This is a genomic window from Coriobacteriaceae bacterium (assembly GCA_025993015.1).
Taxonomy (GTDB): domain Bacteria; phylum Actinomycetota; class Coriobacteriia; order Coriobacteriales; family Coriobacteriaceae; genus Collinsella.
Window position 1 is genome coordinate 1,181,132 of record DAJPFV010000001.1, and the last position, 12,016, is coordinate 1,193,147.

Consider the following 12,016-nt stretch of genomic DNA (forward strand, 5'->3'; position numbering starts at 1 on the left):
GAGTTGCGGTAATGCGATAGCGAGAGCCGATGGGGGACCGATATGATCAAGGCTGTTATTTTTGACATGGATGGAACGCTGGTCGATACCGAGCGTTTGGGCATTAAGGCGTGGAAGGCGGGCACTGCCGAGTTGGGGGTCGCGATTGATGAGGCACTGATCCATCAGTTTATCGGCCGCACGCTACCCGATGTTATGGACATCCTCGACAAGCATTACGGCAGCCACGAAACCACCGAGGCAGTCTATGTCCGCCACAAGGAGATTCGCGACGAGATGGTCAAGACCGAACTGGAGCTTAAGGCCGGCGCCGCCGAGTGCATAGACGAGCTGCTGGCTGCGGGCTATCACGTGGGCCTTGCGACGTCATCGCGCCTCGCTACGGCCGAGCGCAACCTTAAGATGGTCGGCCTCTTTGACAAGTTTGAGACCGTGACCTGCGGCGAGGACGTTGTGCATGGCAAGCCCGACCCCGAGATGTACCTGCTTGCTTGCGAACGCGCGGGCTTTGCCCCCGAGGAGTGCGCCGTGGTCGAGGATTCGCGCAACGGCTGTGTCTCGGGCATCACGGCCGGCTGCCATGTCTTTGCTGTGCCCGATATCGTGCCGCTGCCGCAGGACGTGGTGGATGGCTGCGAGGCCGTGCTCGACACGTTGTTCGATCTGGCGGCGGCGGTCAAGGCCGTACGCTAGGCAATTGCGGCGTTGAAGCGAGCGATTGCCCACGTTTGCGTTTAAGCAAAAGGGGCCCGGCAATGGTCGGGCCTCTTTTGCTTAGGCGGAGTTTTGGCATACTGGCCGACGTGCTATAGATACGCGCCGAGGTTGATGGCCGTAGCGTCGGTCTGGGTGTTTGCCTGGGTGCTGGCGCGCTCCAGTAGGAACGGACGTACCAATTCTTGGCGGTTGATATCCTCGGCGGTGGTGGCTGCGGTGACGGTGCGCGCTGCAGAGCCGACGCGGATATGCTTGGTCTTTGCCGGGGCCTTGTTCTCGATTTGCTCCATGAGCAGTTGGACACCCTTGCGGCCAATCTCGTAGCCCGGGGGCGCTACCGTAGTGAGCGGGACCGATCCGCTCCAAGCGAGCGGGTTGCCATCGCAGCCCGCTACGCGTACTTGCCCGGGGACAGAGATGCCCTTGTCGACCAGTGCCGAAACGACACCCGAGGCCAGCACGTCGGTTAGACCGACGACAAAATCGGGGCGTTCGTCGGCGGGACGCTCGGCGATTTGGCTGCCGATACCATAGCCGTCGGCCGCCGTGTCCCACTCGCCGGCGTCAATGACTTCGATCTTGATGTCGGGATGTAGGGCGAGCGCCTTATGAATGCCAAGGACGCGCAGGGTGAGTTGCATAAATGCTGCTCTACCCACAACGGTGATATGGCGTGCACCGCGGGCGATGGCGAGTTCGGCAATGATGCGACCCTGGGCCTCGTTGTCGGCCGCTACGTAGTAGCCGGGCCCGGAGCAATGGATGTCCAGATGGACGATCGGCACGGGCATCTTGGTCATGGCGGGGTGCCAGTCGGGGGACGCCATGGGCTGAACCATGACGCCGGACATTTGCGTGCCCATAAAGTAGCGCAGGTAATGGTCCTGGAGAATATCGTCGTTATCGGCGTTGGCGATGAGCAGGTCGTAACCGTGCTTGCGGGCCTCGTTATGGGCGCCGCTGGCAATTTGGAGCGAAAAACCGTGGTCGAGACGGGGGAGCACCAGGCCAAAGGACTTGGTGGCGCCGCCCGCGAGCTGACGAGCGCTTTGGTTGGGCAGGTAGCCAAGGCGATTGATGGTCTCGTTAATGAGCTTGAGGGTCTCGGGGCGCAGCTTTTCGGGATGGTTGAGCGCGTTGGAAACCGTGCCCAACGAAACCCCGGCCTCGCGCGCGACGTCGCTGATTTTAACCTTTGCCATAGCGGCCCCTTTGATGCGTTTCAAGTACAAGCCAGATTGTAGCATCGCCCGCCCCTAGGGTGTCAAAACCTGCCAATTAGGGACAGGTTTATTTTGGCAGGTTTTATCTGGGCAAACGCTGGAGCCCAGGCCACCACAAAGGCGCCTGTACCCATCGTGGTGGTTTGGGCATGTGTGCATCGAGTGGTATCTAAGTTGAGATACCACTTCTGGTATATCAGCTTGCGCTTGCGTGAGTACAATACTCGAACGTTATACGTCTCAGCGCCCCCTGTGCGTGGACGTCTTGCAGTCACGCGAGCGAAGGGATTTATCCTATGTGCGGAATTGTCGGCTACACCGGCTCTGATATTGCAAAGAACATTCTGGTCACAGGCCTTAAGCGCATGGAGTATCGCGGCTATGACTCCTCGGGCGTCGCGCTCGAGGTGGGCGAGGGCGCCGCGGCGCACCTCGACGTTATCCGCCGCGTGGGTAAGGTCGCGGGTCTGGAGAGCGAGCTTTCCAATATCGATAGCGACGCAACCTGCGGTATCGGTCACACCCGTTGGGCCACTCACGGCAAGCCTTCCGTCGTTAACGCTCATCCCCACACCAGCTGCGACGGTCGCATCGCCATCGTCCACAACGGCATTATCGAGAACTTCGCCGAACTGCGCGAGGAGCTGGAGGGCCGCGGCCATCACTTTAAGAGCGAGACCGATACGGAGGTCTTCGCGCATCTGATCGAAGAGGCCTATGCCGAGACGCACGACCTGATGGCCTCCGTGCGCGAGGCTTGCACCCACGTGGTAGGCGCCTATGGCTTGGCCGCCGTGTGCGCCGACGAGCCTGGCGTGATCGCCGTTGCCCGCAAGGACTCCCCGATTGTGGTCGGCGTGGGCGAGACCGGCTCCTACGTTGCTTCCGACGTCATCGCGCTCATCGACGCCACCCGCGATGTCGTGGTGCTCGAGGACGGTCAGTTTGCCAAGCTTACGCCTGCGGGCGTCGAGTACACCGACGAGGCCGGCAATGTCATCGAGCCCAAGGTCACCCACATCGATTGGGATCTGGACATGGCCGAAAAGGGCGGCTATCCCGACTTTATGCTCAAGGAGATTCACGAGCAGCCGCGCGTCGTGCGCGACACGCTGGTTGGCCGTATGACGCCTGCCGGCGAGCTCGATATCGATGAGCTGGGCCTTTCGCTCGAGGAGCTCAACGATATCGACCGCGTGTATGTGATTGCCTGCGGCACCAGCTACCATGCCGGTCTCATCGCCAAGAACCTTATTGAGGGCTGGGCTCGCATTCCTACCGAGGTTGAGGCGGCTAGCGAGTTCCGCTACCGCAACCCCATCATTACGCCGACGACGCTCGTCGTTGCCGTGTCCCAGTCGGGCGAGACGGCCGATACCCTTGCCGCCATTCGCGATGCGCGCATCAAGGGCGCCAAGGTCTTTGGTATTACCAACGTGGTGGGCAGCCCCGTGGCGCGCGAAAGCGACGGCGTTATCTACACCAAGGCCAATAAGGAGATCGCAGTCGCCTCGACCAAGAGCTTCATCGGTCAGGTCGTGAGCCTCACGCTTTTGGCCTTGCTGCTGGCGCAGGTGAAGTACCGCCTGACCACCAAGCAGACGCGCATGCTGTTTCGCGAGCTTTCCGATACGGCCGAGCAGATCCAGTGGATCCTGGATACACAGACCGAGGCCGTGCACGAGGCCGCGCTTGTGTGCAAGGACGCGCAGTCTGCACTGTTCGTGGGTCGCGGCATGGGCGCCGCCATTTCCTACGAGGGCGCGCTCAAGCTCAAGGAGGTCAGCTACCTACACGCCGAGGCATATGCTGCCGGCGAGATGAAGCATGGCCCCATTGCCCTGATCGACCCGGGCTTCCCTGTCATCGCGGTGGCAACCAAGAGCGCAACGTACGATAAGACGGTGTCGAACCTCATGGAGTGCAAGGCGCGCGGCGCCAAGGTCATCGTCGTTGCTACCGAGGGCGACGAGGAAATCAACAAGATTGCCGACTGCATCATTCGCGTGCCGGCCGTCCGTGACGTGTTCAGCCCCATCACGGCGAGCGTTCCGCTGCAGCTGCTCGCCCGCGAGGTTGCCATTCTGCGCGGCTGCGACGTCGACCAGCCTCGTAACCTCGCGAAAAGCGTTACTGTCGAATAATCGAGTTCCGTTATCCTTACGATTAAGGCCCGGCTCCGCGTCATCAGGCGGAGCCGGGGCCTTGTTGCATTTGCCCAGATAAAGCCTGCCAAAATAAACCTGTCCCTTTTTGGCAGGTTAGCGGAGCTTGCTGGTCTCGAAGTACTTGGGATATTGGTCCAGGACCTCGGTTTGGTTGCGGAACATCATATGCAGGTGCTTACTGACCAAAAAGCTTGCCTCGATAGGATCGCGACCGGCGATGGCGCGGCGGATTTGCTTGTGCTCGTTAACAGTCTCCTGATTGTCGAGCGTCTGCGTAGCGGCGCGCAGCCAGCGGAAGCGCTCCAGGTCGGCATTTGTCTCCTCGAGCCATGACCACACGGTGCTGCGGCACGCAATGCTAAAGATCATACGGTGCATGAGGTTGTCGCTTAAAAAGAATCCGATGCGATCCTCTTCGGCCATGGCCTTTTCCTGCAGCGCGATGGCACGGTCGAGCTGCCCGATGCCTGCCGAGGTGGCACGGGCGCAGCACTCCACAATCACCTGTTTTTCCAGGTGTTCGCGGATATAGCAGGCACTCTCGGCAAAGGTGAGGTTGATGGGCGAGACATAGGTGCCGCTTTGGGGCACGGTGCGCACTAGACCCTCTTGCGCCAGACGCACCAACGCCTCGCGCACGGGGGTGCGCCCCATATCCAGGTCGTCGCAAAGCTGTTTGACGCCCAGCTTTTCGCCCGGCTTGTAGTCCAGGTAGACGATTTTGCGTCGAATGGTGTGGTAGGACTGGTCCTGTAGACTCGTTTCCTGCTCGCCGACGTGCATCGATTCTTCCATAGCGCCTCGCAACTGTTCTATCAAACTCATATGTCAGTTGTTAATTATGCCGCGAATCAACTCTCTACGGTGGGTAATTCGGCTGTTGCCTAAGAACTATTGCGGCATCTTAGTCTGTGTTTGCGCAGGGCTGTGCTCAATGTTGCCGTATCATAAGCCGTCGCAAACGTGAAATAGAAAGAAGGAATCTCATATGCAACTGGCGAATATCGTACGCGAGCGCTGGAAGGGTATCTTGTTCTGCCTGGCCATCGCCATCCCCGCGACGTTGCTCGGCAAACAGATTGAGGTGGTCGGCGGTCCGGTATTTGCCATCCTCTTTGGCATGGTCCTGGCGCTCGTCTTTCCTAAGAATCGTCGCGAACAGCTCGCTGCCGGTGTCACCTATACGTCTAAAAAAGTCTTGCAGTACGCGGTTATCCTGCTTGGCTTTGGCATGAACCTCTCGCAGATTCTGTCCAAAGGCGCCCAGTCGCTGCCGATTATCGTGGCGACGATCTCGACCTCGCTTGTCATTGCCTTTGTGCTCTGCCGCGTTATGAACGTGCCAGGCAAGATCGCGACGCTTGTGGGTGTGGGTTCGTCGATTTGCGGCGGTTCTGCCATCGCCGCGACCGCGCCCGTCATCGATGCCGACGATCGCGAGATTGCCCAGGCTATTTCGGTCATCTTCCTGTTTAACGTTATCGCGGCGCTCGTGTTTCCGACGCTCGGCGGCATGCTCGGGCTGACCAACGAGGGCTTTGGCCTGTTTGCCGGCACCGCCATCAACGACACCTCGTCCGTGACGGCTGCGGCGAGCGCTTGGGACAGCATGCATCCCGGCGCCAATGTGCTCGAGAGTGCCACCGTGGTCAAGCTCACCAGGACGCTGGCCATCATTCCCATCACGTTGGTCCTCGCATGCTGGCAGATGCATCTGGCGCGCAAGGCCGGCGGCGACGCCAAAAGCACGTTCTCGCTTAAACGCGCGTTTCCCATGTTTGTGCTGTTCTTTGTGCTGGCGAGCGTAATCACCACGGTGTTTCAGCTTCCCGCGTCCATTACGGCGCCCATCAAGGAGCTGTCGAAGTTCTTTATCGTGATGGCAATGGCGGCTATTGGCTTTAATACCGATATCGTCGAGCTGGTCAAAAAGGGCGGAAAGCCCATTGCATTGGGCTTTTGCTGCTGGATTGGCATTGCGTGCATGAGTTTGGGAATGCAGCACGTGCTGGGAATCTGGTAGAGAAGTAGCTTATTTGCGTGCTGGTTGCTAGTGAGCGCATGCCTGCGGTGGAGCGATAGGAGCTCTTGCGGGTATGGCTTGTCCGCAGGTTGATAGGTCCCGAAGAGCTCTTATCGCCCCGCCAGGATGGCGATGCGGGGCAATTCATATATTCGCAAGAAGGCGCCGCAGGCCCTATAGTGTTTGGTGAACATTATCGTTCAATTTTGAAACACTTGAGATGCCAGGTCGCAGATAGGGGCTGTGGCTAGAGACGGGACGAACCATGGACAGCGATGCCAAGCTGCAGATTCTGATTGAGGCATTGTCCGCAGCCGGAGCATCGGCGCTGGCAATCGACGAGCGCGGTGGCGTTGTAATCTCGACTGTGAGTGACGCTGCGCTCGAGCAGGATATCGCCGCTTTTGTTTCCGAGCGTCTCGCTCGCGTGGGCGATGGATCGCGCCTGGTGATGGGACGCGAGGGCATGCGGTTGAGCTTGACGGTGCGACCGACGGCCAAGGAGCACGGGGCGCTTTGGGTAGTCGTGGCGCACGAAGTGCGCGCCGCCGCGGCGCATGCGGGCATCGAGTGGCTCAATGCCGACGAAGTCGAGGCTCGCTACGAGTCGAGCACGTACGGCATCGTCGAAGACGCGGCGGCGGTCGCTGCCCCCGTACGGGAGAGTTACGCACGCGGGGTACCCCTTATGCTCGAGGGCGAACTGGGCGCGGGGCAGGACCAGATTGCAAAACGTTTGTACCTGGATGGACCCTATGCCGATCAGCCCTTTGTGTCCGTTGCGCTCGATGAGCTTACGGATCGCGGCTGGCGCCATCTGCTCAAAAGTTCCGAATCGCCGCTATTCCAAACGGGGCTGACACTTTGCATGGGTGGCTGGCATGCTGTTGGTCCCCAACGCCTGCGCGAGCTCGTGTCCGCAATGATCGATACGGCGTTCGCAACGCGTTGCCATGTGGTGTTGACGGCAAACGATATGCCGGGCGGCGGCGAAAGCGATCAGGCTGCCTTTGTTACCGAGCGTCTGGCCTGTGCCGTGAGTGTGGCGCCGGCGCTTGCCGAGCAGGGCGGCGCGTCGCATAAAATTACGGGCTATTTGAAGTATCTGGCAGATATGTTTGAAACGGATGCCCCATGGCTGTCCGCCGCCGCGGCGGAGACGCTCGATGCGTACCGCTGGCCCCGCAACTACCTGCAGCTGCGCGAAGTCTCTGAACGACTTTATATATTAGTGGGGACGGGCACGGTGGAGCGTGCCGTGGCGAAAGAGGTGCTTGCCCAGGAGGACGTTATCAAGACCGCGACTTTTGGCGCCCCGACACTCGAAAGCGATTTATATATCTTGCGTCCTCTGGCCGATACCGAGCGCGATATCGCACGGTTGGTCCTGCAGCACCTTCACGGCAACAGGACACGTGCGGCAGAGGTGCTCGGTATAAGCCGCACGACCTTATGGCGCCTGCTGAAGGACAACGACCGCTGAGCGAGGCGCCCGTGACCGCGTGCAGGGCGTGTGATACAGTCCAAAGCAGTAATGTTTCGATTGCGTTACGGCGTGCGGGGGCGTATGGCGGAAACCTCAAAAACGAACCGAACAAAACGAAGTGCGGCGCCGGTCAGCCGACGTACGACTTCGCGGACGTGGGGCAAAAGCGCCTCGGGGTTCGACGGCTCGTTCAAGCGCACAAAATATGGCTATCCTTCGGCAAGCGCTCGCTTGGCCATGCAGGCCGAGTCCTCGTTGTGGGGACGAAGACGCGTGGTGGGCTCTAAGCTCAAGCACGACGGCACGCTTGGCTACATTAGCCGCGGTGCGGCTCGCCGCAGTGGGCTCAATCCTGCTGGCTGGCATCGTTATGTGCCGATCGTGGTCGTTGCCGCGATAGTCGTCATCGCGCTCGCTGCGCTCGGATATGCCGGCGGTGGCGCCAACTTGGACGCAATGTTTAAATCGCCCGAGCTCGCGCATGTAGGTACAGAAGTTGTCGAGGGCGCTCAGGCCCAGACGAGCGTCGCGCCCCAGCGCGGTATCGTTGCGGCGGCCTCCACCATCGCCGATGTGCAAAAGGACGAAGACAAGCAAGGCGACGACGTCGATGCGAATCAGACGAGCGAAACGGCAATAACTCCATCGGCGGGATAAGTTGCGAGTGGGGCAGCTAATTTGGGACGGGGCTTTTTTAGCTGCCCAAGACAGTGGCTCATTCGATGTCAGTCGCCAAAAGCGAGCGAGCCGCATTTGCGCCAAGGTGACGTGAAATGAGAGGGCGCTGACCTTCTGGCCGCGCCCTCGAAATTGAACGTCAGATTGGCGTGAATGCGGCCCGCGCAGCGTCAACGAGCCCGCCGTTCGGTAGAATGGCGGAACTAATTACCTTACGTAGACCACGTTGTCGCGGCGGGGTTTGGGCTCGGGCAGCGTGTCCTCGGCATAGCCCAGAATGCAGTGACCGACACCGCGCAGGCTGCCGTCGGCGGGTAGACCCCAACTGGCCAGTAGCTCCAGGCCCTCGGGCGAATCGAAAACCTCGTGGGCGCGATGAATCCAGCACGAATCAACGCCCAGCGCATAGGCAGCGTTGAGCAGGTTGCCCATGGCGAGCGAGCCGTCTTCCAGATGTGTGGGCACGCTGCGGTCAACCAGCACCACCACAACGGTCTTGGCGCCATAGAAGGGGTCGCTGTTGCTGCCCATGACTTGCGCGTTGAGCTGCGAGAGACGCTCGACGGTCGCGGGGTCGGTGACGGCGACAAACGTCACCGGCTGGCGGCCCATGCCGCTCGGTGCATATTGGCCGGCTTCGATAATACGTGCAAGCTTTTCGGCCTCGACGGGACGATCGCTGTAGTTGCGGCAGCTGCGGCGGTGAATGAGTGCTTCGATAGTCTCCATGGTGTCTCCTTGCGGTGGCGTTGCAGATGCCCCGTTCATACCCGTCGGGCTCAAACGATAGACGGTCAATTGCCCGGCCAAAAGGATAGATTCCAATTGGGAAAGTAGGTTTGCATAAAAGTACCTTCAGAATGTGACAAACAAATGGGATGGTTAAACGTTTTATCCCGTCTACCCTGCGGTTTTTTACCACTTGCCTAAATGACGAACGCATAACCTCTGATAAGGGTTTTACTAAAGGAGTACCAACGTTTATCAATGCGCCGTGGTGGCGCCGGGCCAGGAGGTAACATCATGTTCCAGGCTGGAGATGTCGTCGAGACCGATTTCGAAGGATTTCTGAAGCTGCTGCGTTCCAAGACGCGCGCTTTCGTGTCGATCAACGATCACGAGTACTACATCACGCACACCGATGGCTATTGGCGTGTTCAGGATTGCGAGGCCCTCAACGACAAGGGCCACTTTACTGACTGTTCTGAGTTGGTCAACACGGTCTGCGAGGTCGTCGAGCTGCCGTGGATTGCCGGCAAGAGCCTGCATGACAGCTTCTCGGGCGCTACGGTCTATGAGGCCGTCGCCGCTTAACAGGCAATAAAACCCGATTTTCACGTGACCGCTGGCGCCGCCCCCGCGCCGGCGGTCTTTTTCTGCCGATAGGCCATAAAAATGCACGCATTTGCGGAGAGCCTGTTGACGATAGTCAAAACTCGGACTAATCTAGAGACACATAATTGGTCAAAAATCGGACAATTGAATGGTGGGATAGATGAATAGTGCGGTTACGCTGGTCGACTTCGATCGGTTGCTCAATGGACTCGACCATATCTATTCGGAGTTCTCGCGCGCCTGCGGCCTTTCGGACTGCGCCTACTGGATGCTCGTCGACACGAGTGCAGCGGGCGGAAGCGTTGCCGTGAGTCGGCTGACGAGTGAATGGTTCTACAGCAAACAGACCATCAATTCGGCGATTAAAACGCTTAGGGCGCGAGGGCTTGCGACGTTGGAGTTTGCCGAGGGCAGTCGTAAAAACAAGGTTGTACGACTGACCGAAGAAGGCGTGCGGTTTGCCAAGCGCTACGCGTTGCCGGCGCAAAAAGCCGAGCAACAGGCATTCGAGGCGCTCGAGCCGTGGGAACAGTGCGAGATCATGCGCTTGGTCGGTAAGTTCTCCCATGTTCTTAACGAAGAGTGCGAGGCATTTAAACGGCAAGTGGCCGCCGAGAACGAGACTGACGATAAGGGCGAGGGGGACGCATGCGACTCTTAATGAGGTTTATGAGGCCGTACCGCGGTCTGATTGCGGTGACGCTGTTTGCGGTGCTGATAGATAACGTCGGTACGCTGTTGGTTCCCACGATGCTGGCGAACATGGTCAACACCGGTATTACCACGGGTGATGTCGACTATATATTACGCAACGGCCTGTACATGCTTATCGCGACCGGCATGGCCAGCGGCGGCACGGTGCTGGGCTGCTATCTTTCGGCGCGCCTGGCCGCCAACGTGGCCTGCGATATCCGCAATGCCGTGTACGACAAGTCGCTCGAGCTGTCCGCCAGCGACTTTGAGCGCTTTGGCACGGGTTCGATGATCACGCGCTCGCTCAACGACATCAACGTGATTCAGCAAGCTGTCCTTCAGACGATTCAGCTGGTGCTGCCGGTGCCGTTCTTGGCCGTGGCAGGCATCATTTTTGCTTGGTTCATCGATCCCGCCATGGGTACGCTGCTGGGCGTGGTGGTTGCGATCGTGCTGGTGGCGGCGGTCTTTACCGTTGCCAACGCCGCGCCGATCTTTATGCGCCTGCAGAGCTTTATCGACCGCATGAACGTGGTGCTGCGCGAGAACATCGTGGGCGTGCGCGTCATCCGCGCATTTAACAAGGAGCGCCACGAGGAGCAGCGCCTGGACGAGGTGTTTAGCGATTACGCGGCCAATGCCATCAAGGTCAACCACCTGTTTGTGGGTCTCGACAGCTCCAGCTTCTTTTTGATGAATATCGCCGAGGTGGCGGTGCTGTGGGTGGGCGGCAACCGCGTGGGCGTCCACGCCATGCAAATCGGTAGCATCTCGGCCGTGCTGGAGTACGCGATCCTGATCCTGTTCTTTGTGATGACGGCGCAGATGGTGATTCTGACGCTCCCACGCGCCGCCGCATGCCTGAACCGTGCGCAGCAGGTGTTGGAGATTGAGCCGAGCATCGTGGACGGCAAGCGCACGCTGGACACGTGCGCGGCGGAGTCTGTTGACGGTGCCGACGCGGTGGCCGTGTTCGACCACATGTCGTTCCGTTTTGACGATGCCGACGAGGATACCCTGTGCGACCTGAGCTTTGCCTGTCGCCGTAGCCAGACCACGGCGATTGTAGGCTCGACGGGTTCGGGCAAGTCGACGGTGGCCAAGCTCTTGCTTCGCTTCCACGATGCCACGAAGGGCGCCATTCGCCTGAATGGCATCGATCTGCGCGACCTTTCGCAAGACGACATCCGCGGGCGTATCGCCTATGTGCCGCAGAAGGCATGGCTGTTCTCGGGTACGGTGGCGAGCAACCTGCGCTTTGGCAACGAAGACGCGACTGAGGCTGACATGCTCCATGCGCTGGAGGTTGCCCAGAGCACCTTTGTGCTCGACCAGCCCCAGGGGCTCGATACGCCGGTGGCCCAGGGCGGCACGAACTTCTCGGGTGGTCAGCGCCAGCGCCTGGCGATTGCCCGCGCACTCATGAAGCATGCCGATCTATATATCTTCGACGACAGTTTTTCGGCCCTGGACTTTAAGACCGATGCGGCACTGCGCCATGCGCTGCAGGACGAGACGTGCGATGCCGCGGTGCTCATCATCGCCCAGCGCATCTCGACTATTTTGCATGCCGATCAGATCGTGGTGCTCAAAGACGGCGAGATCGTGGGCCTAGGCACGCACGACGAGCTCATGGAAACCTGCGAGGTGTACCGCGCAATCGCGGAATCGCAGATGAAGGGAGGTGAGTAGC

General features: G+C 59.6%; 11 protein-coding genes. 8 read left to right on the forward strand and 3 right to left on the reverse strand.

Going from position 1 to position 12,016, the window contains the following annotated elements; translation table 11 throughout:
* Positions 1-42 precede the first annotated feature (42 nt).
* Entirely contained in the window at positions 43-693 is a 651-nt protein-coding gene (locus OIL77_05040) for an HAD family phosphatase (protein HJI44773.1), read from the forward strand.
* A gap of 113 nt (positions 694-806) precedes the next feature.
* On the opposite strand, the gene OIL77_05045 is transcribed toward OIL77_05040, so the two are convergent.
* A complete protein-coding gene (locus OIL77_05045; protein ID HJI44774.1) occupies positions 807-1,919 on the reverse strand; it encodes a LacI family transcriptional regulator in 1,113 nt (370 codons plus the stop codon).
* Positions 1,920-2,236: 317 nt separating this feature from the next.
* On the opposite strand from OIL77_05045, the gene glmS reads away from it, so the two are divergent.
* Entirely contained in the window at positions 2,237-4,084 is a 1,848-nt protein-coding gene (glmS, locus tag OIL77_05050; protein ID HJI44775.1) for a glutamine--fructose-6-phosphate transaminase (isomerizing), read from the forward strand.
* 117 nt (positions 4,085-4,201) lie between these two features.
* Here the strand turns inward: glmS and OIL77_05055 are convergent, their stop codons facing one another.
* Positions 4,202-4,903 (reverse strand): GntR family transcriptional regulator, encoded by a 702-nt coding sequence (locus OIL77_05055; protein HJI44776.1) that lies wholly within the window; start codon positions 4,901-4,903, stop codon positions 4,202-4,204.
* Positions 4,904-5,096: 193 nt separating this feature from the next.
* Here OIL77_05055 and OIL77_05060 point away from each other — a divergent pair, with 193 nt between their 5' ends.
* The 3 genes from OIL77_05060 (at position 5,097) to OIL77_05070 (ending at position 8,274) form a co-directional block, all read left to right on the forward strand.
* On the forward strand, positions 5,097-6,131 hold the full coding sequence (locus OIL77_05060) for a YeiH family protein (protein ID HJI44777.1): 1,035 nt from the start codon (positions 5,097-5,099) through the stop codon (positions 6,129-6,131).
* 265 nt (positions 6,132-6,396) lie between these two features.
* Entirely contained in the window at positions 6,397-7,614 is a 1,218-nt protein-coding gene (locus OIL77_05065) for a hypothetical protein (GenBank protein ID HJI44778.1), read from the forward strand.
* 240 nt (positions 7,615-7,854) lie between these two features.
* Positions 7,855-8,274, forward strand: a complete 420-nt coding sequence (locus OIL77_05070; GenBank protein ID HJI44779.1) for a hypothetical protein — start codon at positions 7,855-7,857, stop codon at positions 8,272-8,274.
* Between the two features lie 228 nt (positions 8,275-8,502).
* On the opposite strand, the gene OIL77_05075 is transcribed toward OIL77_05070, so the two are convergent.
* Positions 8,503-9,024: a nitroreductase family protein gene (locus tag OIL77_05075; protein ID HJI44780.1), complete on the reverse strand. Its 522-nt coding sequence runs from the start codon at positions 9,022-9,024 to the stop codon at positions 8,503-8,505.
* A 294-nt stretch (positions 9,025-9,318) separates the two neighbouring features.
* Between OIL77_05075 and OIL77_05080 the strand changes: the two genes are divergently transcribed.
* The 3 genes from OIL77_05080 to OIL77_05090 all read left to right on the forward strand — a co-directional run bounded on the left by OIL77_05080 (position 9,319) and on the right by OIL77_05090 (position 12,015).
* Entirely contained in the window at positions 9,319-9,609 is a 291-nt protein-coding gene (locus OIL77_05080) for a CDP-alcohol phosphatidyltransferase (GenBank protein ID HJI44781.1), read from the forward strand.
* A 181-nt stretch (positions 9,610-9,790) separates the two neighbouring features.
* Complete coding sequence (locus tag OIL77_05085; GenBank protein ID HJI44782.1) at positions 9,791-10,291, forward strand: MarR family winged helix-turn-helix transcriptional regulator; 501 nt, start codon at positions 9,791-9,793, stop codon at positions 10,289-10,291.
* Entirely contained in the window at positions 10,291-12,015 is a 1,725-nt protein-coding gene (locus OIL77_05090) for an ABC transporter ATP-binding protein/permease (GenBank protein ID HJI44783.1), read from the forward strand. Before OIL77_05085 ends, OIL77_05090 begins: the two co-directional genes overlap by 1 nt.
* Position 12,016: the final 1 nt, after the last annotated feature.

Excerpts from the sequence above, each read along its gene's own strand:
- OIL77_05040 (HJI44773.1), top strand. The coding sequence starts at position 43 with ATGATCAAGGCTGTTATTTTTGACATGGATGGAACGCTGGTCGATACC.
- OIL77_05045 (HJI44774.1), bottom strand. The coding sequence starts at position 1,919 with ATGGCAAAGGTTAAAATCAGCGACGTCGCGCGCGAGGCCGGGGTTTCG.
- glmS (HJI44775.1), top strand. The coding sequence starts at position 2,237 with ATGTGCGGAATTGTCGGCTACACCGGCTCTGATATTGCAAAGAACATT.
- OIL77_05055 (HJI44776.1), bottom strand. The coding sequence starts at position 4,903 with ATGGAAGAATCGATGCACGTCGGCGAGCAGGAAACGAGTCTACAGGAC.
- OIL77_05060 (HJI44777.1), top strand. The coding sequence starts at position 5,097 with ATGCAACTGGCGAATATCGTACGCGAGCGCTGGAAGGGTATCTTGTTC.
- OIL77_05065 (HJI44778.1), top strand. The coding sequence starts at position 6,397 with ATGGACAGCGATGCCAAGCTGCAGATTCTGATTGAGGCATTGTCCGCA.
- OIL77_05070 (HJI44779.1), top strand. The coding sequence starts at position 7,855 with ATGCAGGCCGAGTCCTCGTTGTGGGGACGAAGACGCGTGGTGGGCTCT.
- OIL77_05075 (HJI44780.1), bottom strand. The coding sequence starts at position 9,024 with ATGGAGACTATCGAAGCACTCATTCACCGCCGCAGCTGCCGCAACTAC.
- OIL77_05080 (HJI44781.1), top strand. The coding sequence starts at position 9,319 with ATGTTCCAGGCTGGAGATGTCGTCGAGACCGATTTCGAAGGATTTCTG.
- OIL77_05085 (HJI44782.1), top strand. The coding sequence starts at position 9,791 with ATGAATAGTGCGGTTACGCTGGTCGACTTCGATCGGTTGCTCAATGGA.
- OIL77_05090 (HJI44783.1), top strand. The coding sequence starts at position 10,291 with ATGAGGTTTATGAGGCCGTACCGCGGTCTGATTGCGGTGACGCTGTTT.